General features: G+C 57.0%; 25 protein-coding genes and 5 pseudogenes. 14 read left to right on the plus strand and 16 right to left on the minus strand.

Annotation, left to right across the window (positions count from 1 at the left end):
- Window position 1: 1 nt before the first annotated feature.
- The gene (lptG, locus tag N8E89_RS13780) at window positions 2-1,090 is read right to left on the minus strand and encodes an LPS export ABC transporter permease LptG (RefSeq protein ID WP_112760844.1); all 1,089 of its coding nucleotides are present in this window, start codon (window positions 1,088-1,090) and stop codon (window positions 2-4) included.
- Window positions 1,087-2,292 (minus strand): LptF/LptG family permease, encoded by a 1,206-nt coding sequence (locus N8E89_RS13785; RefSeq protein WP_106664767.1) that lies wholly within the window; start codon window positions 2,290-2,292, stop codon window positions 1,087-1,089. Before N8E89_RS13785 ends, lptG begins: the two co-directional genes overlap by 4 nt.
- A 285-nt stretch (window positions 2,293-2,577) precedes the next feature.
- Between N8E89_RS13785 and N8E89_RS13790 the strand changes: the two are divergent.
- The 5 genes and pseudogenes from N8E89_RS13790 to N8E89_RS13810 all read left to right on the plus strand — a co-directional run bounded on the left by N8E89_RS13790 (window position 2,578) and on the right by N8E89_RS13810 (window position 6,316).
- Window positions 2,578-4,073 (plus strand): annotated as a pseudogene (locus tag N8E89_RS13790) (leucyl aminopeptidase).
- 5 nt (window positions 4,074-4,078) lie between these two features.
- Complete coding sequence (locus tag N8E89_RS13795) at window positions 4,079-4,705, plus strand: glutathione S-transferase family protein (protein ID WP_262260221.1); 627 nt, start codon at window positions 4,079-4,081, stop codon at window positions 4,703-4,705.
- A 12-nt stretch (window positions 4,706-4,717) separates the two neighbouring features.
- Complete coding sequence (locus tag N8E89_RS13800) at window positions 4,718-5,167, plus strand: DNA polymerase III subunit chi (protein WP_262260222.1); 450 nt, start codon at window positions 4,718-4,720, stop codon at window positions 5,165-5,167.
- Between the two features lie 100 nt (window positions 5,168-5,267).
- Window positions 5,268-5,768 (plus strand): hypothetical protein, encoded by a 501-nt coding sequence (locus N8E89_RS13805; RefSeq protein ID WP_262260223.1) that lies wholly within the window; start codon window positions 5,268-5,270, stop codon window positions 5,766-5,768.
- On the plus strand, window positions 5,768-6,316 hold the full coding sequence (locus N8E89_RS13810; protein WP_162707277.1) for a GNAT family N-acetyltransferase: 549 nt from the start codon (window positions 5,768-5,770) through the stop codon (window positions 6,314-6,316). The genes N8E89_RS13805 and N8E89_RS13810 overlap by 1 nt, the downstream gene beginning before the upstream one ends.
- Here the strand turns inward: N8E89_RS13810 and N8E89_RS13815 are convergent.
- Window positions 6,295-6,930, minus strand: coding sequence for a helix-turn-helix transcriptional regulator (locus N8E89_RS13815; RefSeq protein WP_262260226.1), 636 nt, complete (start codon window positions 6,928-6,930; stop codon window positions 6,295-6,297). The two genes, N8E89_RS13810 and N8E89_RS13815, sit on opposite strands and share 22 nt — an antisense overlap.
- A 117-nt stretch (window positions 6,931-7,047) precedes the next feature.
- On the opposite strand from N8E89_RS13815, the gene N8E89_RS13820 reads away from it, so the two are divergent.
- Both N8E89_RS13820 and N8E89_RS13825 read left to right on the plus strand, forming a co-directional pair.
- Window positions 7,048-8,481, plus strand: coding sequence for an MFS transporter (locus N8E89_RS13820; RefSeq protein ID WP_112760837.1), 1,434 nt, complete (start codon window positions 7,048-7,050; stop codon window positions 8,479-8,481).
- 7 nt (window positions 8,482-8,488) lie between these two features.
- A complete protein-coding gene (locus tag N8E89_RS13825) occupies window positions 8,489-9,256 on the plus strand; it encodes a GNAT family N-acetyltransferase (protein ID WP_262260230.1) in 768 nt (255 codons plus the stop codon).
- On the opposite strand, the gene N8E89_RS13830 is transcribed toward N8E89_RS13825, so the two are convergent.
- The gene (locus N8E89_RS13830) at window positions 9,166-11,070 is read right to left on the minus strand and encodes an ABC-F family ATP-binding cassette domain-containing protein (protein WP_262260233.1); all 1,905 of its coding nucleotides are present in this window, start codon (window positions 11,068-11,070) and stop codon (window positions 9,166-9,168) included. The two genes, N8E89_RS13825 and N8E89_RS13830, sit on opposite strands and share 91 nt — an antisense overlap.
- A gap of 202 nt (window positions 11,071-11,272) precedes the next feature.
- Window positions 11,273-11,786, minus strand: a pseudogene (locus N8E89_RS13835) (DinB family protein).
- Window positions 11,787-11,852: 66 nt separating this feature from the next.
- Between N8E89_RS13835 and N8E89_RS13840 the strand changes: the two are divergent.
- On the plus strand, window positions 11,853-12,548 hold the full coding sequence (locus tag N8E89_RS13840) for a glutathione S-transferase family protein (RefSeq protein ID WP_112760883.1): 696 nt from the start codon (window positions 11,853-11,855) through the stop codon (window positions 12,546-12,548).
- Between the two features lie 134 nt (window positions 12,549-12,682).
- The gene (ndk, locus tag N8E89_RS13845; protein WP_106664993.1) at window positions 12,683-13,105 is read left to right on the plus strand and encodes a nucleoside-diphosphate kinase; all 423 of its coding nucleotides are present in this window, start codon (window positions 12,683-12,685) and stop codon (window positions 13,103-13,105) included.
- A gap of 67 nt (window positions 13,106-13,172) precedes the next feature.
- Here ndk and N8E89_RS13850 read toward each other — a convergent pair whose 3' ends face one another.
- The 6 genes and pseudogenes from N8E89_RS13850 to N8E89_RS13875 all read right to left on the minus strand — a co-directional run bounded on the left by N8E89_RS13850 (window position 13,173) and on the right by N8E89_RS13875 (window position 17,898).
- Complete coding sequence (locus N8E89_RS13850) at window positions 13,173-13,598, minus strand: META domain-containing protein (RefSeq protein WP_112760834.1); 426 nt, start codon at window positions 13,596-13,598, stop codon at window positions 13,173-13,175.
- Window positions 13,595-14,068, minus strand: coding sequence for a molybdenum cofactor biosynthesis protein MoaE (locus N8E89_RS13855; RefSeq protein WP_112760833.1), 474 nt, complete (start codon window positions 14,066-14,068; stop codon window positions 13,595-13,597). The genes N8E89_RS13850 and N8E89_RS13855 overlap by 4 nt, the downstream gene beginning before the upstream one ends.
- Window positions 14,069-14,071: 3 nt before the next feature.
- Window positions 14,072-14,326, minus strand: a complete 255-nt coding sequence (gene moaD, locus N8E89_RS13860; protein WP_112760832.1) for a molybdopterin converting factor subunit 1 — start codon at window positions 14,324-14,326, stop codon at window positions 14,072-14,074.
- A 19-nt stretch (window positions 14,327-14,345) separates the two neighbouring features.
- Window positions 14,346-14,931 (minus strand): annotated as a pseudogene (gene pgsA / locus N8E89_RS13865) (CDP-diacylglycerol--glycerol-3-phosphate 3-phosphatidyltransferase).
- A 99-nt stretch (window positions 14,932-15,030) separates the two neighbouring features.
- A pseudogene (gene uvrC, locus N8E89_RS13870) lies at window positions 15,031-17,134 on the minus strand (excinuclease ABC subunit UvrC).
- Entirely contained in the window at window positions 17,131-17,898 is a 768-nt protein-coding gene (locus N8E89_RS13875) for an SDR family oxidoreductase (protein WP_112760830.1), read from the minus strand. The pseudogene uvrC and the gene N8E89_RS13875 overlap by 4 nt, the downstream one beginning before the upstream one ends.
- Window positions 17,899-18,392: 494 nt before the next feature.
- Here N8E89_RS13875 and N8E89_RS13880 point away from each other — a divergent pair, with 494 nt between their 5' ends.
- Window positions 18,393-19,034 (plus strand): outer membrane protein, encoded by a 642-nt coding sequence (locus tag N8E89_RS13880; protein ID WP_106664799.1) that lies wholly within the window; start codon window positions 18,393-18,395, stop codon window positions 19,032-19,034.
- Between the two features lie 61 nt (window positions 19,035-19,095).
- Here N8E89_RS13880 and N8E89_RS13885 read toward each other — a convergent pair.
- The 4 genes and pseudogenes from N8E89_RS13885 to N8E89_RS13900 form a co-directional block, all read right to left on the minus strand.
- Window positions 19,096-19,693: pseudogene (locus N8E89_RS13885) on the minus strand (glutathione S-transferase N-terminal domain-containing protein).
- A gap of 73 nt (window positions 19,694-19,766) precedes the next feature.
- Window positions 19,767-20,504, minus strand: a complete 738-nt coding sequence (locus tag N8E89_RS13890; RefSeq protein ID WP_112760829.1) for a ribonuclease T2 family protein — start codon at window positions 20,502-20,504, stop codon at window positions 19,767-19,769.
- A 12-nt stretch (window positions 20,505-20,516) separates the two neighbouring features.
- Entirely contained in the window at window positions 20,517-20,960 is a 444-nt protein-coding gene (locus tag N8E89_RS13895; RefSeq protein WP_106664805.1) for a hypothetical protein, read from the minus strand.
- 58 nt (window positions 20,961-21,018) lie between these two features.
- Complete coding sequence (locus tag N8E89_RS13900; RefSeq protein WP_106664807.1) at window positions 21,019-21,879, minus strand: 23S rRNA (adenine(2030)-N(6))-methyltransferase RlmJ; 861 nt, start codon at window positions 21,877-21,879, stop codon at window positions 21,019-21,021.
- Window positions 21,880-22,041: 162 nt separating this feature from the next.
- Between N8E89_RS13900 and N8E89_RS13905 the strand changes: the two genes are divergently transcribed.
- Window positions 22,042-22,884 (plus strand): EamA family transporter, encoded by an 843-nt coding sequence (locus tag N8E89_RS13905; RefSeq protein ID WP_262260247.1) that lies wholly within the window; start codon window positions 22,042-22,044, stop codon window positions 22,882-22,884.
- A gap of 1 nt (window position 22,885) precedes the next feature.
- Here the strand turns inward: N8E89_RS13905 and N8E89_RS13910 are convergent, their stop codons facing one another.
- Window positions 22,886-23,533, minus strand: coding sequence for a glutathione S-transferase family protein (locus N8E89_RS13910; RefSeq protein WP_106664811.1), 648 nt, complete (start codon window positions 23,531-23,533; stop codon window positions 22,886-22,888).
- Between the two features lie 148 nt (window positions 23,534-23,681).
- Between N8E89_RS13910 and N8E89_RS13915 the strand changes: the two genes are divergently transcribed.
- From N8E89_RS13915 to N8E89_RS13925, 3 genes are all read left to right on the plus strand, one after another.
- The gene (locus N8E89_RS13915) at window positions 23,682-25,793 is read left to right on the plus strand and encodes a molybdopterin oxidoreductase family protein (protein WP_262260249.1); all 2,112 of its coding nucleotides are present in this window, start codon (window positions 23,682-23,684) and stop codon (window positions 25,791-25,793) included.
- 68 nt (window positions 25,794-25,861) lie between these two features.
- Window positions 25,862-26,170, plus strand: a complete 309-nt coding sequence (locus N8E89_RS13920; RefSeq protein WP_106664813.1) for a type II toxin-antitoxin system RelE/ParE family toxin — start codon at window positions 25,862-25,864, stop codon at window positions 26,168-26,170.
- 47 nt (window positions 26,171-26,217) lie between these two features.
- A complete protein-coding gene (locus tag N8E89_RS13925; RefSeq protein ID WP_245448832.1) occupies window positions 26,218-26,472 on the plus strand; it encodes an addiction module antidote protein in 255 nt (84 codons plus the stop codon).
- Window positions 26,473-26,483: the final 11 nt, after the last annotated feature.

Genomic DNA, 26,483 nt, shown 5'->3' on the forward strand with positions numbered 1-26,483 from the left:
TCTAACCATCCTCCTTGTGCAGTAGAAAGGAGACCCCAAAGAACGTCGCAATCAACACGGGTGTCCATGCTGCAATGAAAGGCGGGACGAATCCCGCATTACCAAATGCCTTGACCACAACAGTGACGACATAAAGCACGAAGCCTGCGAGGACGCCACCCAGAATCATCGTTCCCGATTGTCCAAAACGTACAAATTTCAACGAAACGGTTGCAGCGATTAAAGTCATCGCCATCAGGAGTGCGGGCAAAGCCAATAAAGACTGGAAATGCATGTCAAAAGCGTTGGCTGGATAGCCAAAAGAGCGAGCTGCGGCAATTTTGTTACGCAGCTCAAAAAAAGGTATCGTCTCGGGGCGGGCGAGGCTTTCTTCAACGAATTCAGGGCGAAGATGCGTTGGAATTTGCGCCGTTGCTTGAGAAACCGGGGTCTCGCCCAACACGAATTTCGTCACATCGTTCAGCCGCCAGAAACCGTCGTCGAGGTCAGCGGTTTTAGCGTCGAGCCTTTCGAGAATGTCCTGATTCTTGTCGAGGCGAATGAACGTGGCATCGATGAGTCGCAACCCCCGGTTGACGATCGATTTAGCGCCGATAATCGTCTCTCCGTCCTCGGTCTTCTGTCTCAACCAGGGCACGCGATCGGCCGAGACATCATTGGCTTTTCCGGCGCGCCAGTTAGCCGTAATCTGTTCGCTTCTCTCAAAGCCCCAAGCGGCCAGCGGATTGACGACCAGAACAGCGGCCAGTCCGAACAGAAATGCGCCGGTGCACGCGGGCAAGAGAAACTGCCATGCCGAGACGCCGACGGAGCGGGCGACGACCAGCTCATATTTCCTGTTGAGGGATATGAGTGTCGCCATCGCGGCAAACAGCGCAATGAATGGAAACACCTGCTGCATGATATAGGGTATGCGCATTGCCGACAGGCCGAATGCCTGGATCGCGGAATAATCCGGCAGAGACGACAATTTGCCGGACAGTTCCGTAAAATCGAGGATAAGAGCGAGTGCGAAGCTTCCAAGCAGGAAATAGGTGGTGATTACCACGTAGCGGAGAAAGAAATAGCGCCCGAGGGTCCAGCCGATCATTTCCTGAATCCTCCGCGCTTGCGCCCGAATAATTTTGCTACTGCACCGGCGAATGCCGTCTGTTGTGACGCGACAGTATTCCTGGCCCAATTGGTCCATGTCACCGGTACGCCAATCTGGCGATTGGTGGCGAGCGCGTATGTCGCTGAGAGAGCGGCAAGAATCGGAAAAGCAAAGAGCAAGGGTAGCAATGAAGCATTCTTATCCGTGCTCTGACCTGTCGAATATCCCAGCCAGAATACAATGAGGCTCAAGGTGATCGCGGTGAAAGAGGCAGATATGCGTGCTTCGCGATGCGACCGGGAATCTGCTGCTGCGGCCAGGGAAATTAGAGCAAAGACAATGGGATACATCCAATCCGACAAACGTTTGTAGAGCTCCGACGTATAGCGGAGCGGCCTCTGCTGATACTGCTTGTCATTGGGATCCGGATTCCACAGATAATCAAGAGGACGATCCTTCGGGAAAATACTGACTTCCTTGTCGTCCGACGAGAGGAAAGCCGCAAGATCAAGCGCATAGGTATTGAATTTGATGATCGAAACATTGCCCGTCTGGACATCGCGGCGATCGATTTCGCCGTCCTTCATAATCAACAAGCTTTGAGCGCCGGTTTCAACAACCAGGCCGTCCTTGGCGTAGTAAATCAGGTCGGTGGTTTTATCTCGCGAATCTGAAACGAAAAGGCCTTTGATCGCTCCATTGGAATCGCGGTTCTCGATCTGGAGATAGAGGTCTTTGTCGAGTTCCTTGAACGTGCCCTGTTGAACGACGAGATTGATGACGTCAGCGCGCGCATCCGCCACCATCTGGCGCATGTTCATCTGGGAGTAGGGCACAACGAAGTTGGCGATCAGGAACGACGCGATCGCGATAACGATTGCAAAAAGCATGACGGGCCGGATCACGGCAGAACGCGGCGCGCCGGCAGCATTGATCACCACCAGTTCCGAATCCTGATTCATCGTCGAAAGCGTTTGCGTCACAGCGATGACGAGTGCAAACGGCATGACGATGGGGAAGGCATTGGGGAGCAGGTTCGAACTGAATTTAAGGATATAGAAAAAGCTCTGACCGCTGGTGGTAAGGAAGTTGATGCGTCCAAGGACCTGGACGATCCATGTAATTGCGACCGCTGAAAGCAGCACGGCAAAAAACATGACGACGATCCGTCGCAAGATGTATATCTCAATCAGGCGCATGTCATGTTTCGCAAAGAGAGTTCCGCCACCTTGTTCGACCAGCCGTTCGCGCGTGTCCGACCGTTCATCTATGCCATGGGAGCCATGGCATTATTTTGCCGCACTATGGGACGAACCCGTTACATGTTCAACAAACCCGACATATGTTCACTCTAGTCAGGCTTGGCTAAAAATAGGCGAAGAAAGCTGGTTAACAAGGCCTTAGCCAACCCCTTCGTCGTTAACCCCTCCATTCATCAGTTCTGATGAATAGGAAAGTCACATTTTTGTTCATCTGGAGATATCATGTCCAAACGTCCATCCATCAGTTTCGCCAAATTTGCAGCCGTCGAAAGCGGCACTGCAATCTTGCTGGTTGCCGCTGAAGGCAAAGTCGCTGCAGAAGCCGAATCTGTTGTCGGACCAGCATTGCTGTCGCGTATCATCGATGTCTCGGAATTCAAGGGAAAACTGGCGGCGACCCTCTCGACGATTGCACCCGCGGGTACGGAACTGGAGCGCGTAATATTGGCCGGCGCCGGCGATCCGGCCAAACTGAACGGGGATGACTGGCTGAAAATTGGCGGCGCGCCGCTTTCAAAGATCGGCACCGCCAAGAACGTGGCGGTCGTTCTCGCCTTGCCCGGCGCCGGCATCACGGCCGAAAATGCCGCCGAATTTGCGCTTGGCATGCTGCTGCGCTCTTACACCTTCGACAAATACAAGACGAAGAAAGACAATGGCGACGGCGAGAAGCAAGAGAAATTTGCCGCAAAGATCACCATCCATGTAGCCGATCCCCAAGCCGCGAAAAAGCCTTCGCCAACGCGGAGGCCGTGGCAGAGGGTGTGATTCTAGCGCGCGATCTCGTCAACGAACCCGCCAATATCCTCGGTCCCGTCGAGTTTGCCGAACGTGTTGAGGAACTGAAAAAACTGGACGTCAGGGTCGAAATCCTCACCGAAAAGGACATGAAGAAGCTTGGCATGGGCTCGCTGCTGGGTGTCGCGCAGGGCTCTGTGCGTCCGGCGCGCCTGGCTGTCATGGAATGGCATGGCGCCAAGGGCAAAGATAAGCCGATTGCTTTTGTCGGCAAGGGCGTCACGTTCGATTCGGGTGGTATCTCCATCAAACCCGCCGCTGGCATGGACGAAATGAAAGGTGATATGGGTGGCGCCGCGGCCGTTACGGGCCTCATTCATGCACTCGCTTCACGCAAGGCCAAGGTCAACGTGGTCGGCATCATCGGCATTGTCGAAAACATGATCAATGGCGATGCTCAGCGTCCGGGCGATATTGTCACCTCCATGTCCGGTCAGACCATCGAGGTTCTCAATACTGACGCCGAAGGGCGTCTTGTTCTCGCCGATGCACTTTATTATTGCAACGAACGCTTCAATCCAAAGTTCATGATCAATCTCGCAACGCTGACCGGTGCTATCATGGTGGCGCTTGGCGTCTACCGTGCAGGCCTCTTTTCCAACGATGATGCGCTCGCGGGACAACTCTTCGACGCCGGTCAGGCGACTGGTGAAAAGCTGTGGCGCATGCCGCTCGGCGATGAATATGACAAGCTGATCGACACCAAGAACGCCGATATGAAGAATATCGGTGGCCGCCATGGTGGCGCCATCATCGCTGCACAGTTCCTGCAGCGCTTTGTTGGTGGCACGCCTTGGGCGCATCTGGATGTTGCCGGAACGGCTATGGGCTCACCGGCGACGGAGTATAATCAATCGTGGGCCTCGGGCTTCGGCGTGCGCCTTCTCGATCGGCTCGTTCGAGACCATTTCGAGGGGTAAATTCGGTGGAGGTCAGACTCTACGGAACCGAGGAAAGTGTCTATACCCGCATGGTGCGGCTTGTCCTCTTGGCAAAGGAGGTCGAGTTTGTGCTGATTGAGACGGATCCGTTTGAAGGAGGTAGATTGCCGGAAGATTACAATCTCCGCCATCCCTTCAAACGTATTCCGGCGATGGAAATGGACGGCGTGCGCCTTTATGAAACCGACGCCGTCGTCCACTACATCGACGCGGTCATTGAACGCCCGGCACTGACGCCCTCAGATGCTGAAACGGCTGCACGCATGCGCCAGATCATGCGGATAGTCGATAATTATGCCTATCGTCCCTTGGTTTGGGGGCTATACGTTCCAGTCTGGTGGCGTGAGGGGCTGGAACCGGCGCAGGAGGCCCTTGAGAAATCACGCCAAGCTCTTGGGGTGCTGGACGGTTTCTTTGACACCTCGCCCGATGCATGTTTCAACCGCTGGACCTTGGCGACATTCTATCTTGCCAGCGTGCTTGGAGCCGCAGACAGTGTGCCGCAAGGAACGGCACTGATTGACGAATGCCCTCGCTTGCGCGAATGGTGGAATGGCTTTCGAATGGAAACAGTCATGGCAAAGACCCGATCGAAACACACGAAATTCTGACCCCGAGCGCAAATGACCGAAATCCTCTTCTATCATCTGACTGAATCGACGCTGGAAAATGCGCTGCCCGGTCTGGTTGAACGCTCGCTCGAACGTCAGTGGAAGGTCGTCATTCAGACCGGTTCGGAGGAGCGGCGCGACAGTCTCGACAACCACCTGTGGACCTGGTCCGATGCCTCCTTCCTGGCCCATGCGACCGATCAGGAGCCGCATCCCGAAGAGCAGCCCATCATACTGACCACGGGTGACAGCAATCCAAATGGTGCAACGGTGCGCTTCCTCGTCGATGGTGCAGAACCGCACAATGTCGGGGCCTATGATCGGCTGGTGCTGATGTTCGATGGCCACGATCAGCAGCAACTGGAGCAGGCGCGGGCACAATGGAAATTGTTGAAGGAGCAGGGTCACACGCTGACTTACTGGCAACAGAACGCCGAAGGGCGGTGGGAAAAGAAAGCTTGAGAGATTATTGATGCGGCCCGTTCTATTGCTCCTCTTGGTTGTTGGGATCGTGCTCGGGGTGGGATATCCTTGGGTTGCGACGAATTTTTCGGGGGAGGAATTGGGCTCCTGGCGTGTTTACGACCGTCCGGGGCCTTACAAGCCTGTCACCGTTAACCTGAAGAAGGGTGACGCGCCGGTACGCGCATTCGTCGATATGCAGCCCCTGCGCAATTTCGTCCCTTCAGAAGGACGCACGGCCCTGACTGGTGTCGTGACGCGTCAGGGCAAGGATGTTCTCGTCAAGACGTTGACCTATGTCAGTTCCAAGGCAACCAACAAGGGTTCGCCGCAAGGCCCGCAGGTCTATCGCGACAGTATCGGCGACATCGAACCGGTCGAAGACGGCGATCATGTTTTCATCATCGGTCCGGGCGACTATGATGGCCTGGAAGTAGCGCAAGTCGATCTCGTCTTGCGCAGGGATGTGATCGGCTTCGACCGGCGCGCCGTGCCTGCGGGCATTGCCCTGATTGCTATCAGTATTTTCGGCCTTGTTCGTCTGCGCCGTGGCCGCAAGGCCGCGAGCCATGAATCTCCACCACCGAAATGGGGCAGGTGATGGCCGATCAGGCAACTCCTTTTCCAACCATCCTGACCGAACGGTTGCGCCTGCGCCAATTCGAGCCGAAAGACGATGCCGGTCTGCATGCGTGTCTCGGCAATGAGAGGCTGGTGCGCTATTGGGATTTTTCGGCCTGCGAAAACATTCAGGAGACCCGGCGCTGGGTGCGGATTCTCGCCAAGACCACGTCACCTTACGAATCGATCGCATGGGCGGTTGCGGACGCGAAAACCGATGAGTGCATTGGCATGGTCAATTATCATCATCGTGAAGCGCGCAACCGCAGGCTGGAAATTGGCTATATTCTCAACGCGGACTGGCATCGCCTTGGCTTGATGAGCGAAGCCGTTCAGGCCCTGATAACGCATTGCGTCGATAACCTGAAGACGCGGCGCATCGCGGCGATCATCCATCCGGACAATGCGCCGTCGATAAGGCTGGTAACACGACTCGGATTTCAATGTGAAGGCGGACCGCTGCGGGACTATTGGCGCGTCGGCAACAGTTTCATGAGTCCGATGCTCTACAGCTTCATCGCCAGTTGAGGATTATCCTGCTGCTTTTCGGTGATGCGATATGCACAACGCCGCGCGCCTTTCAATATGTGTTCGAACCGACTGATCTCGACATTCGGCCCTAAGGCTCCTTGAAAGACTTCCAGTTCCGAGCGGCACAGCTTCTGACAGGCTTTTGCCGCAACACAGATCGGGCAATGATTCTCAATCAGAACAAGATCACCGTTCAGCTCGTGCTTGGCCTCGGCCATATAGCCTTCAGCGGAGCGAATTTCAGCCAACTGCCGGACCTTGGCTTCTATGGAATCGAGTGGCTCCAGCGCTGCACGATATTGATTCAGTGTGGCCTTTTCCCGATGAGAGATCAGACTGTCGAGCCCGGCGTCACCGAACACTGCCGAGACGGATGCGAGTATGTCCGCCGTGAGTGCCGCGTGATTGTCGGGAAACTGGGCGTTGCCTGCGTCGGTCAAATGCCAGTAACGCTTTGGCCGCCCAACGCTTTCCCGGCTGTCTTCAAAACCGACAAGACCATCTTCACCGAGGCGAGCCAGCATTTGCCGCACTGCCACCGGAGTAATTCCAAGCCGTTCACCGAGCGCGGCCGCTGTCAGCGGCCCGGCAACCTTCAGCGAATAGAGCATGCGATTTGTCGTGCGATCCTGCATGGTCGTAAGATAGCAAGAAAAATTTAAAAAGCTATTGCTTGTTTTATTAAGAGGAATATAAAAACAAAAAACTTGTTAAATTGAGGAAATGCCATGCATGACGCGCCTGAAACCGGCAGTACCAGCTGGTCGGAACTCTTGAGCCCTCGCTATTCGGCGGCAACAATGACGCTTTGCCTTGGTGTGGCGCTGTTTGCCTTCAACGGCTTTCTCGTTTCTACCTCGTTGCCCACGGCCGTCCGGGAGATTGGCGGGCTTGAACTCATTTCCTGGGCTTTCACGCTTTATCTCGTCCTCTCCATTGTCGGCGGTGCCAGCGGTGCGTTGCTCAAAGCGCGGCTTGGTGCGCGCACGGCTTTGGTCGGCTCGGCGCTTGTGTTCCTTGCCGGAACCCTCATCGCCGCCTTCGCTTCGTCGATGACAGAGGTCCTGATCGGCCGCGCCCTGCAGGGCTTGGGCGAGGGTATCATCGCCGCCACCTGTTATGCGCTCATTCCCGAGCTCTTTCCTTCGCGTCTCGTTGCCAAGGTGTTTGGTGCGGAAGCCGTTGTCTGGGCCGTTGCCGCCTTTGGCGGGCCGCTGGTTTCCGGGCTGCTGACCGAGCACCTGTCATGGCGCGCCGCGTTTTTGGTCAATGTGCCGCTTGCATTGATCTTTATTGCGCTGGTCTTCCGCATTGTGCCCAAATTTTCCGGTGAGGTCGCGCGGCTTTCTGTTCCCTTTCTGCGGCTGGCTGCCATCGGTTGTGGCATTATGCTCGTTGCGCTCGCCAGTATTATGCAGGCGATCATGCTGGAGGTTCTGTTCGTGCTCGGCGCGGCCGCGATGCTGGCCGCGGTCATTGCTGTCGATCGGCGCAGTCGCACGCCGCTTTTCCCATCCGATGCCTTCGCGCTGAACTCCACCGTCGGCATTGGGCTGTGGATCGTCCTGCTCATGCCGGTAGCGCAAGCTTCAACCTCGGTCTATCTGGTCATGACACTGCAGGATCTCTGGGGATACGGCCCGACCAAGGCGGGTGCTTTCAACGCCACCTTCGCCATCGCATGGAGTACTTGTGCGATCTTCGTCGCCAATATTCAGGATCCGCGCTACCGGGCCTGGCTGATCCGCCTGGGACCCACATTGCTTGTTACCGGCCTTGCCGTCATCGTCTTCGGCTTTTCACTCGATATGCCGCTTGTGGTGATGCTGGGACAGATCTTTATCGGTACGGGTTTTGGCGTGAGTTGGGGCTTCCTCAGCCAGGCAGTCATGGAATCGGCGCGCAGCGGTGAGCGCGATCGCGCTTCGGCACTGCTACCGACCCTGCAATCCGCGGGTTATGCGATCGGCGCCGCCGTCGCCGGACTAACTGCCAATGCCGTGGGATATCCGGAAGCGACGACACCGGACGCTTTGCGCGGGGCCACGATCGCGATCTTCATCGTATCGACTGTCATTGGCATTGGTGCACTCATTGCAGGCTATGCCTTGCCGCTTCGCAAACAAAATCTGCTGGCGATCGAAATGCAGAAACAGCTATAGGTGGCCGATGGCAATCGATGAACGCGATTTGAAGGCCGATCCTGCGGTGGTCAGGATTTGGGTCGAGGGATGGGCGCTGACACGGCAGGTGACAGCGCCCGTTTTCGCGAACGGTGGCTATCGCATTGAAGTCGGTCTGCCGGACCAGAAGCGGCGGCATGTGTTCGCGGCCTATTCCGATCATGTCCGCCAGCATGCGGAGACAATTTCCGAACCGTTTGTCTTCCTTAAAGTCTGTGCGCCACCGGGAATTGTCCGGACCAATCTGCCGCAACCTTGGCGGCTTGAATCGCCCGGCTTCATGATGCTGCTCTCCGGACCGATGCCGGGTGGGCCTGCTTGCCTGCCGGATGGATATGTCTTCGATCATCAGCAGCACGTCGGCGTCACCATCGTGAATGTCCTCGATGGGAGCGGTGAGATTGCAGCGACGGGACGGATCGGTTTTCCGGGTGAGCTTGCGGTCTATGACCGGATCTGTACGCACGATAACCACCGCCGCAAGGGGCTTGGCCGTGCGCTTATGAAGCAGCTTGAAACGCTTTCGCACGACCAAGGCGTGCGTCGTGCGGCGCTGGTGGCAACTCCGGATGGCCGGGCACTGTACGAGACGCTCGGCTGGCAGCTGCACTCACTTTACACGACCGCCGTTATTCCAGCGGTAGTATCCGGGGGTAACCGGCGCTACTGCGCCAGCTCCGTCATCGTTTCTTCATACTCGCTCGAAAGTGTCAGCCACTCTTCTTCGGCGCGAGCGAGCGACGATTTCGCATAGCCGATCTCCTTGCCGATCTGCGCCGCCTTGGCGGGCTCCCGCGTGTAGATGATGGGATCGGCAAGCTGAGTCTGCAGCGTATCGATCTTTTTCTGGAAGCGGTGCACTTGCGCCTCGGCTTCCTGGATCTTCTTCTGCAGAGGCTTCAGGGCTTCGCGCTTCTGCGCGGCAAGCTTGCGCTGCTCGGCTTTTGTCAGCTTCTGGCCTTCGTCAGTCGCAATCTTGCCATTGCCAGTCCGCTCGGCTTTGGCGTCGGCCAAAACCAGCGAACGATAGGCGTCGAGATCGCCATCATAGGGTGCAACGCCGCCATCGCGCACCAGCCACAGCCGGTCCATGGTCGCCTCGATCAGATGCCTGTCGTGGGCGATCAGGATGACTGCGCCGTCGAAATCGTTGAGCGCATGCATCAGCGCTTCACGGCTGTCGATGTCGAGATGGTTGGTTGGCTCATCGAGGATAAGCAGGTTCGGGCCTTGGAAGGTTGCGAGGCCCATCAGCAGCCGCGCCTTCTCGCCGCCTGAAAGATCCTTCGCGGCCGTGTTCATCTTGACGGTGGCAAGTCCCATCCGTGCAACGCGGGCACGCACCTTGGCTTCCGGGGCGTCGGGCATCAATTTGCGCACATGCTCGATCGCATTGTCTTCGGGAATGAGATCGTCGAGCTGATGCTGGGCAAAGAACGAAATCTTCAGGTTCGGCGCCACGGTCATCTTGCCGCCTTGCAAAGGCAGACGTCCACTGATCAGCTTGGCCAGCGTCGATTTACCATTGCCGTTCGAGCCGAGCAGCGCGATGCGATCGTCCGCATCGATGCGTAGATTGAGGTGCCGAAGGATAGGCTTGCCGGGTGTGTAACCGACTTCGCCGCTTTCAATCGCGATGATTGGCGATGCCACCACCTTTTCCGGTTCCGGAAAATGAAATGGCTGCACGTGATCTTCGATGACAGCGGAGATCGGCTTCAGCTTCTGCAGTGCTTTCAAACGGGACTGCGCCTGCTTGGCCTTGGAAGCCTTCGCCCGAAAGCGTTCCACGAACGCTTCCATGTGCTTGCGATGCGCTTCCTGCTTGGTGCGCTGCTTTTGCTGCAGCTCGAGCGCTTCGCTGCGCAGTCGCTCGAACTGGTCGTAATTGCCCTGCCATAGCGTCAGTTTTGTCTGGTCCAGATGAATGATCGAATTGACTGCTGAGTTCAGGAGATCGCGGTCATGGCTGATGAGAATAACCGTGTGCGGATAACGCCGCACATAATCCTCGAGCCATAGCGTGCCTTCGAGATCGAGATAGTTCGTCGGCTCGTCGAGGAGCAGAAGGTCGGGTTCGGCGAAAAGAACCGCGGCCAAAGCGACGCGCATGCGCCAGCCGCCTGAGAAGGACGAGGCGGGGCGCTTTTGTGCTTCGGCGTCGAAACCCAAACCGGAAAGGATGGCGCCAGCGCGTGCTTCTGCCGAATGGGCATCAATATCGGCCAGCCGGATATGAATATCGGCGATGCGATGGGGATCCGTTGCCGTTTCGGCTTCGGCAAGCAGGGTGGTGCGTTCAGCGTCGGCGGCAAGTACGATTTCGATCAGCGAATCTTCGGTGCCTGGCGCTTCCTGCGCGACTTGGCCGATACGGATATTTTTCGGCAGGAAGAAATCGCCGGTTTCCGCGTGAAGCTCGCCGGTTATCACCTTGAACAGCGTGGATTTGCCCGCGCCGTTGCGCCCAACGAGGCCCGCCTTGGTGCCGGATGGCAGGTTCAGGCTGGCGTGATCGATCAGCAGGCGGCCGGCCATACGCACGGATATGTCGTCAAGAATAAGCATGGCCGCGCTTTTGCACGGGAATTGCCTTTTCCGCAAGGTATTCGTGTTGCATATCTGATGTGCATGGTTCGACGAGGCTCACCACGAGGGAAATTGTTCGACTGCAAAAGACAATCACCAATTTCGCATCCTGAATCTCCCTGCAACCAACCTGTTCCCTCAATCTGAGCTTGTCGAATGGCGCACGGTGGCGATGCAACGGTTATGAATAAGGTCGGCCCTCTTCCGTGCGTTGAAACTGGATGAGATCCAAGGATGGCGCCGCCCTTCCAAGCGCAGTTAAAATGGCGTGAGCTTGGCCGCGATGGTGGGTTTGGTGGTTGAATAGATGCGCCAGTGCTGGTGCCAGCCTCTGGCTGATTGTCCGCATATCGCTGATCGTCGTATAGTTGAAACGCCCGGCAATTGCCGCGCTGTCCAGCCCGTTGATCCAGCCGACAATCCTTGCGTCCTCTTTTTCCCGCGCAATCTTCAACTCTTCCAGCTTGTGAAAAAGGATTGCATCGAAGCGCCTTCGGAGCATCGCCTTCACCAGTGAAGCGGTGGAGCCAGATACGGTCGGTGACGAGCAGATGGTTCAGTGTTCCGTGCAGGGATGAAAAGAATGCATGCATGTCGCGCCGGTATTCTTCATCGTTCAGGTCTGCGGCGGCGGTGTATAGCCGCTCATTCGCCCAGCGATTATAGGCGGCGAACATACGAAAATGCTGTTCCATCAAATTGACTTTCTGCCGAAAAGAGTCAGTCTTGCTGCCATATTATCCAAAGAGAGGCGGCTTTCCATGGGAATCATTCTTCACGAACTCGTCGGTGCTGACAAAAACCGTCCCTTTAGTCCGCATTGCTGGAAAACGGTAATGTCGTTGGCCCACAAGGGGCTCCCTTTTGGCCGCAATCCGATTTCCTTCAAGGATATTCCTCGACTCGAGAATGGCTATTCCGCCAAGGTCCCTATCATACGTGATGGAGAAAAGGTCGTTGCGGATTCCTTTGAAATCGCGCTCTACCTGGAGGACCACTATCCGGACCGGCCATCGCTGTTCAAGGGCGAGGGCGGCCGCGCCATGGCCCGCTTTGTCGAGGGCTGGTCGCAGATGACCATCCACCCCTATATGAACGTGGTGATCCTCATGCCGGTGCACGACCTGCTCGATGCGCCCAACCGGGCCTATTTCCGCGAGAGCCGCGAGAAGATCTTCGGCCGCAAACTCGAGGATGTCGCTGGCGAGCGCGATGCAAAGCGCGAAGCCTTTACCAGAAGCCTCGAGCCCATGCGCAAGATGCTCCTGTCGCAGCCGTTTATCGGCGGGGAAGGGCCGCTGTTCAGCGACTACATCGTCTTTGGGGCCTTTCAATGGGCTCGGGTCCTGACGCCCTATAAATTGCTGGACGAAAGCGATCCGGTGCATGGCTGGTTCGAGCGCTGTCTCGATCTGCATGATGGCATTGCGCGCCGGATCGGCGCTGCGGCGCAATAACTTGCGTTCATAAAGCCGCCGTTGTGGCACTGCCATGTGTCCATCGGGGTGGATTGGCAAAAGGTCTCTTGGCAAATGGGCTGCCTGCCGCTATAGAGCCGCCACCATTCCCCCTAAAGACAAGGTTTCATTTCATGGCAATTGAACGCACTTTTTCGATGATCAAGCCCGACGCTACCCGTCGCAACCTCACCGGCGCCATCACGCAGAAGTTCGAAGAGGCTGGTCTGCGCGTCATTGCTTCCAAGCGCGTCTGGATGAGCCGCCGCGAGGCTGAAGGCTTCTACGCCGTGCACAAGGAGCGTCCGTTCTTTGGCGAACTGGTTGATTCCATGTCCTCGGGTCCAACGATCGTTCAGGTTCTCGAAGGCGAAAACGCCATTGCCCGCAACCGCGAAATCATGGGCGCGACCAACCCGGCCAATGCTGACGAAGGCACGATCCGCAAGACTTTCGCTCTTTCGATCGGCGAAAACTCGGTTCACGGTTCCGATGCTCCCGAGACCGCTGCCGAAGAAATCGCCTACTGGTTCTCGGGCACCGAGATTGTTGGATAATCCGACACCTATCGAATGAAAAAAGCCGGGCAAATGCCCGGCTTTTTTATTGCTTGAGGATATTTTTCTACTTCTCGCGAGCCAGGCGGGCGATGACTTTACCGGCTCCATCGCGCAGGAACAGTTTTCCGGTGTCAGCCTCTATGGTGTAGGAACGCGTCTGTTCCAGTGCCGAGAAGAACTTCTGTTCCTGGTCCATTACTGCCGGTGCACACATCATACGTGTTCCTGCCGCAGGCTTGAAAGCAAGCTTCGATCCGGCAATCGTCACGCGGGTCGTGAAACGGTTGCATCCACCAGAGCCGCTTGCCGATCCATCGGCTTTGATGAGCAGCGTCGTCTGCGCATAGTCGATCGCCCCACCGCCATTGATATCCTCCACGAGCCAATTCACGTCCCTGAGTTCGTCGCCCCGCGCGGAAAACGACAATACCAGCAGCACCAGCACGGCAACGAAGCCGATGACGAGTGATCCAACGGCGATACGATTCATTTGACCTTCTGCCAGCGCTTGAGCGCTTCCTCGTCTTTCGCCTTTGCCTCGACCCAGCCGCTTTGGTCGCCGCTGACGAGATGCTGCTTCTTCCAGAATGGTGCGGCGTTTTTCAGGTAATCCATCAGGAATGATGCCGCCTCAAAGGCGGCGTGGCGATGCGCGGATGCGGCCACGACGAGGACGATATTCTCGCCAGGTTTGATAAAGCCGTAACGATGCACGACCGTAAGACCCGTCAGGGACCAGCGGCTCAGGACCTCATCGGCAATGCGGCCAATTTCTGCCTCGGCCATACCGGGGTAGTGTTCGATTTCCAGCGCCGCCAGCGTGCCGGCCTCATCGCGGCACAGACCGCTGAATGTCACCACCGCGCCAATACCGCGGCGGTCCTTGGTCATGCGGGCTATCTCGACGGCGGTATCAAAATCGCCGCTCTGGATGAGAATGAGCGGTTTGACCCTGCCCATGCTTCATCCCCCTGTCATGGGCGGGAAGAGAGCGATCTCGGTTGCGCCTTTGATCGGCGCATCGTGATCGACATGTTCCTGATTGATCGCCACCCGGATGACATCCTGATACTCGAAAGCAGCTTCATATTCTTCGCCGCGCGTCTTCAGATGCGCGAGGAGATCACCGACTGTCACGATCGAGGGTTCGAGGTCGAGATATTCCTCACCCTTGCCGATCCGTTCGCGCACCCATGCGAAATAGACGAGTTTGGTCATTTTCAGTCCACCACATGTTTCAGTCAACGACGTGTTTCAATCCGGCCCGGAAATAGTCCCAGCCAGTGTACAGCGTAATCAAGGCGGCAATCCACAACAGAATGATGCCGAAGATTGTAATGATCGGCACGATCTTGTCGCCGGCAGGTCCTGCCAGCAGAAAGGCGATGGCTACCATCTGGATGGTGGTTTTCCATTTGGCAAGTCTGCTCACCGGCACGCTGACCTTGAGCTCCGCAAGATATTCACGCAGGCCCGAAACCAGAATTTCACGGCAAAGGATGATGATCGCGGCCCAGAGCGTCCAGCCGGCGATTGTTCCGTCGGCTGCCAGAAGCAACAGACAGGCCGATACCAGCAGTTTGTCGGCTATAGGATCCAGCATGCGGCCGATCGTGGATGTCTGCTGCCAGATGCGCGCGAGATAGCCGTCAAAGAAATCAGTGATGCTGGCAATGAGGAATATCACGAGGGCGCCCCAGCGCGCCGCATCGCTCGATTGCAGGCGACCCTCCAGGAAGAAGCAGAGGACCACCAGCGGTACAGCAATAATACGTGCATACGTCAGGAGATTCTGGCAGCGAGTAGGCGTTGTTTCTGGACATGTTTCCAACCATTCAAATCAGTGCCGATCAAAGGGGTTCGACCGCGATACGTCAAGCTCATCAATGGGGAGTCCGGCGCAATTATGTCGGGATGAGACGCTATGTCCGGAAATGGTCGCGAATTGTAATCGCCATCGCTTCAGATATACCGTCCACCTTCATCAAATCTTCGACAGCAGCCCGTGAAACCGCCTTGGCCGTGCCGAATTGATGCAGCAAGGCCCGCTTGCGCGAAGGGCCGATTCCAGCGATTTCATCAAGCGGATTCTTGACCATTTCCTTCTTGCGCTTCGCCCGGTGCGTGCCAATGGCAAAGCGATGCGCTTCATCGCGCAGTCGCTGCAGGAAATACAGAACCGGATCACGCGGCGGAAGGGTGAATGACGGCTTGCCCTCCATGAAGAGGCGCTCGCGCCCCGCATCGCGGTCCACGCCTTTGGCGACGCCGATGGCTGTTACCTTGTCGGCAATGCCCATCTCCTGCAAGATCCCGCGTACGGCGCTCATCTGTCCCTGGCCGCCGTCGATCAGGATAATGTCGGGCCAGGCTGGAAAAGCGTCTGAATCGTCGTCGAATTCATCGATTTCAATATCCTCCGCCGGTGCGTCCTTCGTCTCCGGCGTGCCATGCTCTTTAACCAGCCGGCTGAAGCGCCGCTCGATAACCTCGCGCATCATGCCGAAATCGTCGCCCGGTGTGATTTCGGTCGAGCGGATATTGAACTTGCGATACTGGTTTTTAACGAAGCCCTCTGGTCCTGCCACAATCATCGCGCCAATGGCGTTCGTACCCATGATGTGGGAATTGTCGTAAACCTCGATGCGCCGCGGCGTCTTTTTCGAGCCCGAAGGTCTCTGCGACGCCCTTGAGCAGCCGGGATTGCGATGAGGTTTCCGCGAGCTGGCGTCCCAGGGCCTCGCGCGCATTGCTCAGCGCATGCTCGACCAGATCCTTTTTCTCGCCACGCTGCGGAACGCTGATTGTGACCTTGCGGCCGGATTTGGCTGTCAGCGCCACGCCAAGCAGTTCCTGGTCTTCAACTGTCTCGGAAAGCAGGATCAGGGCCGGGCAGGGCTTGTCGTCATAGAACTGCGACAGGAACGCGCCGAGAACCTCCGCACCGGAAAGCGATGAATCCGCCTTCGGATAATAGGCGCGGTTGCCCCAGTTCTGGCCGGTGCGGAAGAAAAACACCTGAATGCAGGTAACGCCGCCGTCCTGATAGATGGCGAAGACATCGGCTTCCTCCACTGATTGCGGATTGATGCCGGAGTGGGCTTGCACATGCGAGAGCGCCGAGAGCCGGTCGCGGTATACGGCGGCGCGCTCGAAATCCAGCTCCGCCGAAGCTTCGCGCATCGCATCGGAAAGATGCGTCTTTACTGCCTGGCTCTTGCCGGAGAGAAACGCCTTGGTCTCGCTGACCAGTTCGTCATAATCCGCATCGCTGATCTCGCCGGTGCACGGTCCGGAGCAGCGCTTGATCTGGTAGAGCAGGCAAGGGCGCGTCCGGTTCTCATAGAATGAATCCGTGCAGGTGCGCAGCAGGAAAGCCCGTTGCAGCGCATTGATCGTACGGCCCACGGCGCCGGCTGAGGCGAAGGGACCGAAATAATCACCCTTGCTCGAGCGCGCGCCTCGATGCTTGAAAATTCCGGGCGCCAGCCTCCTGTCAGTCTGTTTCGGAGCGGTCAGCAGAATGTAGGGGAAGGATTTGTCATCCCGCATCAACACATTAAAACGTGGCCGTAAACGCTTGATCAGATCTGCTTCCAGGAGCAGCGCTTCCGTTTCCGTACGGGTGACAACGAACTCCATTTTCATGGTTTCGCGGATCATCCGGGCGATACGGTTGTTGTGACCCTGGCCACGCGCATAGTTGGACACACGCTTCTTCAGGCTATGTGCCTTGCCGACATAGAGCACGTCCCCGGCTTCATTGAACATCCGGTAGACGCCCGGCTTGTTCGGCAACCGCTTCACCAGGGCGGCAATGACGTCCGCGCCGCTAGTGCCATCGCTTACGACGGTAGAATCCCACTCGATGGCGCTGATCAGCGCCGCAACGTCCCGCACAGGTTCGCTGCTTTCCTCGACTGGCTCATCTTCGTCATCCTCGACCGCGATATCGATATCGTCCTCTTTCACACCATCGGAAAGAAGCTGCGTTGGATTTGGGGATTGATTTGCCGGTTCACTCATTCTGGAATTCCTGATACATCCGGCGTTTCCCACGCGAGATGTTGTCCGCCATCGAGCGCAATCATTTGCCCGGTTATCGAGCGCGTCTCCCAGAGATAGCGGATTGTACGGCCGAATTCTGACAGATCTGGCCCGTGTTTCAACAAAAGCCCACTCACTTGGCGGTTGAAATCCGTTGGACTCTGCCTAGGGCTCGGCAGGGTTGGCCCTGGGCCAATAGCATTCACGCGGATGCGCGGCGCAAGTGCCTGTGCAAGCGTCTGTGTTGCTGTCCAGAGAGCCGATTTCGACAACGTGTATGACATGAATTTGGGCGTAAGCTTCCATACGCGGTAATCGATGATATTGACAACCAGACCATCCTTGCCGGCGGGCAGGGCGGAGGCCATCGCATCGGCGAGGAGCACCGGCGCCTTGACGTGCACGGCAAAATGCCTGTCCCAGACCGCGTCGTCGGCCAGATTGCCGATTCCATCTTCCCGAAAGGCGGAGGCGTTGTTGACCAGCAATTGGACCGGCCCAAGCTGGTCTTTCGCGTCACCGACAAGCCGGCGCACGGCATCGCTGTCGGCAAGATCGGCCTGGACGACACACGCTGTGCCCCCCGCCGCGTAAATATCTGTCAAGAGTTCTTCGCCCTCATCGCGCGAATGGTTGCAATGAATCGCAACGGCGAACCCATGCGCAACGAGATCTTCGACAATTGCCTTGCCGATCCGCTTCGCACCGCCGGTTACTAGGACAACGGTTTGGTCAGACTTCAAGTTGGTTCTTCCTTATGCTGCGATTCAGCCACGAATATAAGGATGGCGGATTGAAAGCGCGAGGGTGAAAGGTCAGCAATGAACAGCTGCAGTGGATCGTCCATGCCGATTGCCTTTTCGGTCAGCTGACGCCGTATAGCATGAGAATTTCAAAGCGCGCCTCAAGACGAGTGTCGAAATTAAGTATCCATTAAGTATGCTATATTGCGTTGCAATATCGAGTGACTGTCGAACAGATTCTACTCAAATATCGATAAAATTTTATTTTATAGGAGTATTTATATAGTATTGAAATCATTGATGAATTCTGATTGTTGCATAAAAAACACATCGCATTTCCGCCATCTTCTCGTCGGCTTCTTTTCACACTCCGGAGCAAGTGCCGCCACAATGCGGGGCGAATGTCCGTCTCGTTAAGCGGACGCAGATCAATGGTTTTCCCCCCCGACCAGTGCCCGCTCCGTGTAAAAGAGTTCTAAAAAAGGAGATTGCCCATGCGCACTCTTAAAACAACTATCCTCGCCTCAGTGGCTATTCTGACGCTCTCCGCCCCGGTTCTTGCTGCTGACGCCGTTGTCGAACAGGCTCCGGCTCCGGAAGCAGTCGTTGAAGCACCCGTCTCTGATTGGTCCGGCGCTTACCTCGGTGCCTATGGTGGCTACGGCTGGAACAAGCACAAGACCGATGAAGGCAACATCAATGCAGACGGTCTCAAAGGCGGCGCCTACGGTGGTTACAACTTCCAGAACGGCCAGTTCGTCTATGGTGGTGAAGCGGATCTCGGCTATTCGGGTGGCGACGATACCAGCAATGGCATCAAGGCCAAGCAGGGTGTAGAAGGTTCGGTTCGTGCTCGCGCCGGTATCGATCTCAACCCGGTTCTGCTTTACGGCACCGGCGGTCTCGCTGTGACGAACAGCAAGCTCGAGTCAGCGACTGGCAGTGATTCCAACACCCATATCGGCTGGACGGCCGGTGCCGGTGCGGAAGCCAAGATCACCCAGAACATCGTTGGACGCGTTGAATATCGCTACAGCGATTACGGCCGCAAGGACTACGATCTGGGAGGTTTGGACGACGTTTCGAGCAAGCTGACCACGAACGAAGTTCGTGTTGGTGTTGGCTACAAGTTCTAAATCGAGCGTACTTCGGAAAAAAGCCGGGCGGGAAACTGCCCGGCTTTTTTATTGCCGGAAGTTATTTTGGCAGCAGCGCGGCCAGCTCTGGATGCAATTCATCGAAGCGTTTCTGCCAGCGCTTCAACTTGGAGCGGCCCTTTTCCCATTTGCCTTCAAACCGCAGGCTCGCATAGGCGAGGGCGGCAGCCAGCGCGATATGGCCGCCATGGATCTTCTTGCTGAGGCGTGGCGGCGCAGCGTTCAGTTGGTCAAGCACGCGGATTGCCTTGCCCCATTGGCGATCGAGCCATGGCTGATGGATCTTTTCCTCCGGATGAAAACGGCGCTCATAGACATGCGCCAGCAGGACATCGCAGAGCCCATCGGCGATCGATTCCAGCTGTTCGGCTTCGAGGCGCTTTTCTGCGTTGCGCGGGAAAATCTTGTTGCCGGACAAGCGGTTCAGATATTGCGTTATCACCCGGCTGTCGAAGATCGCCTTGCCATCATCGAGAATGAGCGTCGGGATCTTGCCCAGCGGGTTGGCGTTGATCAGTTCAGCCGGTTCGGCGTTGCTGTCGACCAGCACGGATCTCGACAGGGACACCCGCATAAAGTGCGGCCATGCGGACCTTCGTGCTGTAGGGTGAGGCGGGAGAATAAAAAACTTTCGTCACGACGACGCTCCAGTAATTGGCGATTCGGTGTCGAACCGTAAACCCGAGTCCGCGTTTCGCAAAGCGCAGCGTTCTATGGTGTTGCGGGCATTTCCACGGATCGCCGCCTGCATGTTGAACGTTCGACCTCGGGGCAAGAACGGAAATTCAGCTCCTTTGTCAGGCACACGCGCACCTCGCGCAGATATTCGCTGTCGCAAGTCACGGCTACTCCATCTGTTCCAAGGCCTGGATTGGCGGCAATGAATGCCTGTTCGAGTACAAGTGGATTGACCGGCCCCCGCGACGTTGGCTGGCGATAGGGCGGGGGTACTGAAACACGCTCGACCGCCCTGCGAATTACCGAAAAATAGTCCTTCTGGCTCAAACCTGTGCAGGAACCATGCTTGCGCCATTCGTGAATGACAAGTCCGGTCGATGGCATAATGTCGGATAGCTGCTTGGCCTGAGCGAACGGAACGTCGCGCGGCTGCGACGTATCGCAATCTTGCGGATAGCCGCGCTCGTATTGTGGCCAGAGCCCGTGCACCACAAACCCATAGCGCCGGTCGGGCGCGCATTGTTGGCGGTTGGCACGGGGACCTTCCGCCGCGCAATAGCTCGGTGACCAGGAAAGGGCGAGGACATAGTAATCGAAGCCTGACCCTACAGGAACAACTGAAGGCGGGGAACGATCAGTTTGCCGTCCCGATGTCGCGATTGGCTCGGGAATTCTGCCCTGTGGCTGCTTCTGTTCTCGCAGATAGGTAAGTATCGTTATGCCAATCAGGGCCGCGAACAGGGCGTAGCGGGCCAGCTTTCCAATCGGCATGCTCTATCAAAATCAGTACAAGGTACGGCAATTGCCATTGTAGACGTGCCAGCGATCAAACCCGGCCACGCAGAATTCGACATTGTTGCCGATGCCGACAAAGCCCTGGCCCTCTTCGACCAGATACCAGACCGGGCGTTGATCGCCATCGGAAAGGTGGGCTGTCGCACGGCAATAGTGACGGGCCACTGCAGCCAGTTCAGGATCTCGGCTCGGCTCAAAACGACTTTGGCGCACATCGCTGAAATCCCGGATTGCGACCTGCGGAAGACCAGGAACATGCGTCACCTGATAGGAGAACTTGTTGACGATGCGGTTCAGCACGTGTGCTTGCCCGCACGTGTCATCATAACCCGGGCCGCTTTCGACATAATCGGCAGCCCTCGCTGGGGCACCCAAAGACAATGCGACGCCGACGGCGAAGCTTGCAGCAAGAAGGGATGATACGCGTGCCATGGATCACTCTCCGTGAAATGTCTTCGTAACGCCAATCTCGACCAGCAGTTGCTTTCGGTCAAGCACCAACTTGCTCCCCGCGAATCCAATCGAGCGTGAAACCTGAATTCTTTCCGTCACTGAGGATTTTCGACAACGCAGGGAGGATCGTGCGCAGTTCATCATCGAGCGTATAGGGTGGATTGACGATAATCATGCCGGTGCCATCCAGCTTCGGTTCGGGCGATGGATCGCGAATCATCAACTCCGCGCGCAAAATCTTGGGGATTCCGGTTTCCTGCAACGCCGTAACGAACCGCCGGACTTCCTGCCGGTCCTTCACCGGATACCACAGCGCAAATGTGCCGCCGGAAAAACGCTTGTGCGCCCGAACAAGCCCGTCGACGAGCCGCTCAAATTCGCCTGCCACCTCGAACGGCGGATCGACGAGCACAAGGCCGCGCTTTTCTTTCGGCGGCAGATGGGCACCGAGCGCCAGCCATCCATCGAGCTTGGTCACGCGGACCTGAATGTCGCCCTCGAAGACGTCGGCCAGCAATTGCGCGTCTCGTGGATGCAATTCAAGCGCCGAAAGCCGGTCCTGGCGGCGCAGGAGATGCCGCACGATCAGCGGTGAACCTGGATAGTGACGCATCGTGCCGTCGGCGTTTTCAGCGCGAACAATGTCGAGATAGGGTTGGATCAGCTCTGCAACCTTTGCATCGGCCTTGGCGTCGAGCAGCCGCCCGACGCCGCTTTGCCACTCATTGGTCTTGCCCGCCTCGACCCCGTGCAGATCATAGCGGCCGATACCGGCATGCGTGTCTATGACGCGAAAGGCCTGGTCCTTGCGTTGCAGATAAAGGACAATCCGCGTCAGTATGATGTGTTTGACCACATCGGCGAAATTGCCGGCATGATAGGCGTGGCGATAGTTCATGGCCGCTTGTTTCACGATGTTCGCTCGGTCGCAAGCGCACGAACCATCGTCCCATTAGAATCGTTGATGTTAAGCTTCCAATTAACGAATTTGCCGACAGACACAAATCTGTCATAGAGCAAAGCTGGTCACGCGCAACTGGCTGGCGTGCTGGGGTTATCAATGTCCGGAACCGTCGTCCTCGTTGTGCTTTTTGCTGCGCTCATGCATGCGAGCTGGAATGCCGTCGTCAAATCTGAGGGCGACAAATTCCTCAACACCGTGGTGGTCGTGACCTCTGCCGGACTGATCGCCGCGATTTGCCTGCCCTTCCTGCCGGCGCCGGCACGCGAAAGCTGGCCGTTCCTTGCAGCGTCCGGCGCCGCCCAGGTCGTCTATCTTGTGCTCGTGGCTGCTGCCTATCGCAGTGGCGACATGAGCCAGGCATATCCGATTATGCGCGGCACCGCCCCACTGATCGTTGCCATCGCCAGCGGACCTTTGATCGGCGAAGTGCTTTCCTTGCAGAAATGGGCGGGAATTGCATTGATATGCGGCGGTGTGCTGGCGCTGGCGCTGGAATCGCGCCGCCGGGCGGGATCAAATCGAACCGCTACAATGTTCGCCCTGATCAATGCTGTCGTGATTGCCTCCTACACGCTCATCGACGGCGTTGGCGTACGCCATTCAGGCGCGCCCGCAGCTTATACAATGTGGGTTTTCGTATTGAATGCCGTGCCGCTGTTTGTCTGGACAACAGTGATGCGCAGGGGTGAGCTCTGGCCGCATTTCGTCAAACGCACCCGCCTTGCAACCATCGGCGGCGTCGGAACCCTCGGCTCCTATGGTCTGGCACTATGGGCCATGACCATGGCGCCGGTCGCAGCCGTGGCGGCTTTGCGCGAAACGTCGATCCTTTTCGCTGTCGCAATTTCGGCCTTCATCCTCAATGAAAGCGTCGGCCCAAAGCGCCTGGCTGCCGTGGGATTGATCGCAGCGGGCGCTGCCGTGATGAGGCTCGCCTGATCTATTCTGGCCGCAAGTGAAGATATGGCTGCGCTTCTTCGACGGCGCGAGCGAAAGAGGGGCGGTTCATCAGCCGGTCCAGATAACGCGAAACATTGGGATACTCGGCTCCGAGCGGCACCGATAAATTGGCATAGAATAGCGCCGGTGAGGCTGCACAGTCCGCGATCGTGTAATGATCGCCTGTCGCCCAGGTCATGTTCTCAAGCTCCTTATCCAGAATACCATAGGCAACCGCCAGCTTCTTCTTGCACTCTTCGACACCAAACGTGTCATTCTGGCCTTCCGGGCGGAAATTGTCGGTGACGATCTTTTGCATCGGTACCTGCACGTGCAGGTCGAAGAAGCGGTCGAGTTGCCGTGCCCTGAACGCCAATTCGGGGTCCGCCGGCAGCATCTGCACTTTTCCGGGATAATGCTGGTCCAGATATTCGATGATCAGACTGGATTCGGGAATCGTCTTGCCGCGCGCTTCATCACGCAATACCGGAAATTGCCGGATCGGCCAGATCTCGCTGAAACTCGCGCTGGCCACCGGGTCCATAAAATCAACGACATCCTTCTCAAAGGGAAGGTCTTTCTCATAGAGTGCGGTCAGCACCTTCATACAGAACGAGGATAGCGGATGAAAATACAACTTGAGTGACATTACAATTCCTCCGGTCAATACTAAAGTGATTGCTTAACTATCAAGATGCGAGCGTGGCGTCAAGTAGCGTCTCGCAGACCAACGAAACCTTGTCACGGAAACATTTGTCCCCTTTTGCCGCCCCGTGCTTTTGCGCTATGCATACAGAATGAACAAAGCTGTCCTTCTACGCACCGGCCACTCGGCCTGTCCCCACGATTGCCCGTCGACCTGCGCGCTCGACGTCGAAGTGCTCGACACGGGCCATATCGGCCGCGTCCGCGGCGCGAAGGAAAACACCTACACGGCAGGCGTGATCTGCGCCAAGGTTGCGCGCTATGCGGAGCGCATCCACCATCCCGATCGCCTGCTGAAGCCTGTGGTTCGCGGCGGCGCCAAGGGTGAAGGCATCTGGAAAGATGCGAGCTGGGAGGCAGCGCTTGATCTGATCGCCGAGCGGTTCCTGAAAGCAGAGGCTGAGTACGGCTCCGAGAGCATTTGGCCCTATTACTATGCGGGCACGATGGGCCTTGTGCAGCGTGATTCCATTCATCGGCTGCGTCACGCCAAGAAATATTCCAACCAGTTCGACAGCATTTGCACAAACCTCGCGTGGTCTGGTTTCTTCGCAGGCACAGGCAAGCTCGGCGGCGTGGATCCGCGCGAAATGGCGAAGTCCGATTGCGTCGTCATCTGGGGCACCAATGCAGCGGCGACACAGGTCAACGTCATGACCCATGCCGTCCGCGCCCGCAAGGATCGTGGCGCCAGGATTGTGGCCATCGATATCTACGAGACGGCCACTGTCCGGCAGGCGGATCTCGGACTGGTGCTCAAGCCCGGAACCGACGGTGCATTTGCCTGCGCGGTCATGCACGTTCTGTTCCGTGATGGGCTAGCCGATTGGGACTATCTGAATAGCCATACCGACGATCCGAAGGGGCTGGAACAGCATCTGAAGGAACGCACGCCGGAATGGGCTGCGGCCATCACCGGCCTGTCCGTTGGCGAAATCGAAGAATTTGCCCGCTTGGTCGGAACCACCAAGAAGACTTTTTTCCGTCTCGGCTATGGCTTCGCCCGTCAGCGCAATGGCGCGGTGAACATGCATGCCGCCTTGTGCATTCCAGCTGTCACGGGTGCCTGGAAATATGAAGGCGGCGGCGGGTTCCATTCAAATTCCGGCATTTTCCGCATGGACAAGCGGGAGATCGAGGGCCGGGCATTCGCCGATCCTACAGTTCGCCACATCGATCAGTGCAAGATCGGTGCCGCGCTCACCGGCGATCCGGCTGCGCTCTATGGTGGGCCGCCTGTCATGGCGATGCTCGTGCAGAATACCAACCCTGCCAACGTCGCGCCGGAGCAGCGCCTGGTCAAAAAGGGCATGCTGCGTGAAGACCTGTTCATGGCCGTCCACGAGCAGTTCATGACCGACACGGCGAAACTCGCCGATGTCGTCCTGCCGGCCACCATGTTCATGGAACATGACGATATTTATCGCGGCGGGGGCCAGCAGCATATCGTCCTCGGTCCCAAGCTCATCGATGGTCCCGGCGAAACGCAGCCGAACCTCTACGTCATCAACGAACTGGCAAAACGCCTTGGCGTTGGTGATTTCCCCGGCTTCGATCTCGACGCCAGGACGCTGATCGACAACATGATGGCCGCCAGCAATTTGCCCGGGTTCGATGCATTGAAAGAAGCGCGCTGGCTGGATATCCAGCCCGACTTTGAAACCGCACACTACGAAAAAGGCTTCAGTTGGCCCGACGGCAAGTTCCGCTTCAAGCCGGACTGGACCGGCGGAGCGCCGCCGAACCGCCCGCCGCAATCGATGGGTTTGCAGGGGCCATATGACACCCTGCCGCAATGGCCGGACTACTGGCAGGCAATCGAGGTAGCGGATGAGAAGCATCCGTTCCGCTTGGCCACATCGCCGGCGCACAATTTCCTCAACTCGACCTTCTCCGAAACCCCGACATCGGTTGTCAAGGAAAGGCGCCCCGAACTGCTGATCCATCCGGATGATGCGCGCGAGCTTGGCATCGAAGACGGTGCGCGCGTCGAAATTGGCAATGATCGCGGCGAGGTCGTGGTCCATGCACGTGTGCAGGCCGTGACGAAGCGCGGTGTGGTCATTTCCGAAGGCATCTTCGCCAATTCAGCATTCGAGCGCGGCGAGGGCATCAATGTGCTGACCGGTGCCGATTCTCCCGCACCCAATGGCGGCGCCGCCTTCCATGACAACAAGGTCTGGGTGAGGTTGGCGGCGGACTGATTTCGGCGATACGATATTTCATATGAATTTTCATGGTCTGGACATTATGACAACTGTGGTTTACATTTTTGAATTATTCAATTGAAAAGACAGATACATTTTTAAACTGGATTGAGGGTTTGCAGGATCTGCGAGCGCGGGCAAGAATAATGTCGCGGCTGGACCGGCTGGCTGATGGAAATTTCGGCGATTACAAACTTCTTGGTGAGGATGTCGGAGAGATGCGCATTGATTGCGGACCAGGTTATCGGCTCTACTTCACCAAGCAAGGTGGCATTTTGATTATTCTGTTATGCGGTGGCGACAAGAGCACGCAGAGCAGGGACATTAGAAAAGCGAAGGCAATGGCGCGTGATTTGAAGGAGATACGATCTTGATAAAGCTAAGTCCCTACGATGCGGCTCAGCTTCTAGACTCGGAAGAAATGATCGAGGAATATTTGCTGGCGGTCTGCGAAGACGGGACATCTTCAGAGATCGCGCGTGCGTTGGGGGCAATAGCTCGTGCAAGAGGCATTACCGAGCTTGCCCACAAGACCGGTCTCACACGTCAGGCGCTCTACAAAGCCTTGAGCGGTGAGGGCAATCCGGAACTTGCGACGATTACTAAAGTCGCCGAAGCGCTTGGCCTCCGATTGACTTTGGTGCGTGCACCGAAAAACAAGCAAGACGCCGCGTAGTCACCGTCCTC

This window comes from Phyllobacterium sp. A18/5-2, assembly GCF_025452215.1.
Lineage (GTDB): Bacteria > Pseudomonadota > Alphaproteobacteria > Rhizobiales > Rhizobiaceae > Phyllobacterium > Phyllobacterium sophorae.

What these genes read in the sequence shown, in the direction of transcription:
- lptG (WP_112760844.1), bottom strand. Translation starts at nt 1,090, where the DNA reads ATGATCGGCTGGACCCTCGGGCGCTATTTCTTTCTCCGCTACGTGGTA.
- N8E89_RS13785 (WP_106664767.1), bottom strand. Translation starts at nt 2,292, where the DNA reads ATGCGCCTGATTGAGATATACATCTTGCGACGGATCGTCGTCATGTTT.
- N8E89_RS13800 (WP_262260222.1), top strand. Translation starts at nt 4,718, where the DNA reads ATGACCGAAATCCTCTTCTATCATCTGACTGAATCGACGCTGGAAAAT.
- N8E89_RS13810 (WP_162707277.1), top strand. Translation starts at nt 5,768, where the DNA reads ATGGCCGATCAGGCAACTCCTTTTCCAACCATCCTGACCGAACGGTTG.
- N8E89_RS13815 (WP_262260226.1), bottom strand. Translation starts at nt 6,930, where the DNA reads ATGCTCTATTCGCTGAAGGTTGCCGGGCCGCTGACAGCGGCCGCGCTC.
- N8E89_RS13820 (WP_112760837.1), top strand. Translation starts at nt 7,048, where the DNA reads ATGCATGACGCGCCTGAAACCGGCAGTACCAGCTGGTCGGAACTCTTG.
- N8E89_RS13825 (WP_262260230.1), top strand. Translation starts at nt 8,489, where the DNA reads ATGGCAATCGATGAACGCGATTTGAAGGCCGATCCTGCGGTGGTCAGG.
- N8E89_RS13830 (WP_262260233.1), bottom strand. Translation starts at nt 11,070, where the DNA reads ATGCTTATTCTTGACGACATATCCGTGCGTATGGCCGGCCGCCTGCTG.
- N8E89_RS13840 (WP_112760883.1), top strand. Translation starts at nt 11,853, where the DNA reads ATGGGAATCATTCTTCACGAACTCGTCGGTGCTGACAAAAACCGTCCC.
- ndk (WP_106664993.1), top strand. Translation starts at nt 12,683, where the DNA reads ATGGCAATTGAACGCACTTTTTCGATGATCAAGCCCGACGCTACCCGT.
- N8E89_RS13850 (WP_112760834.1), bottom strand. Translation starts at nt 13,598, where the DNA reads ATGAATCGTATCGCCGTTGGATCACTCGTCATCGGCTTCGTTGCCGTG.
- N8E89_RS13855 (WP_112760833.1), bottom strand. Translation starts at nt 14,068, where the DNA reads ATGGGCAGGGTCAAACCGCTCATTCTCATCCAGAGCGGCGATTTTGAT.
- moaD (WP_112760832.1), bottom strand. Translation starts at nt 14,326, where the DNA reads ATGACCAAACTCGTCTATTTCGCATGGGTGCGCGAACGGATCGGCAAG.
- N8E89_RS13880 (WP_106664799.1), top strand. Translation starts at nt 18,393, where the DNA reads ATGCGCACTCTTAAAACAACTATCCTCGCCTCAGTGGCTATTCTGACG.
- N8E89_RS13890 (WP_112760829.1), bottom strand. Translation starts at nt 20,504, where the DNA reads ATGCCGATTGGAAAGCTGGCCCGCTACGCCCTGTTCGCGGCCCTGATT.
- N8E89_RS13895 (WP_106664805.1), bottom strand. Translation starts at nt 20,960, where the DNA reads ATGGCACGCGTATCATCCCTTCTTGCTGCAAGCTTCGCCGTCGGCGTC.
- N8E89_RS13900 (WP_106664807.1), bottom strand. Translation starts at nt 21,879, where the DNA reads ATGAACTATCGCCACGCCTATCATGCCGGCAATTTCGCCGATGTGGTC.
- N8E89_RS13905 (WP_262260247.1), top strand. Translation starts at nt 22,042, where the DNA reads ATGTCCGGAACCGTCGTCCTCGTTGTGCTTTTTGCTGCGCTCATGCAT.
- N8E89_RS13910 (WP_106664811.1), bottom strand. Translation starts at nt 23,533, where the DNA reads ATGTCACTCAAGTTGTATTTTCATCCGCTATCCTCGTTCTGTATGAAG.
- N8E89_RS13915 (WP_262260249.1), top strand. Translation starts at nt 23,682, where the DNA reads ATGAACAAAGCTGTCCTTCTACGCACCGGCCACTCGGCCTGTCCCCAC.
- N8E89_RS13925 (WP_245448832.1), top strand. Translation starts at nt 26,218, where the DNA reads ATGATCGAGGAATATTTGCTGGCGGTCTGCGAAGACGGGACATCTTCA.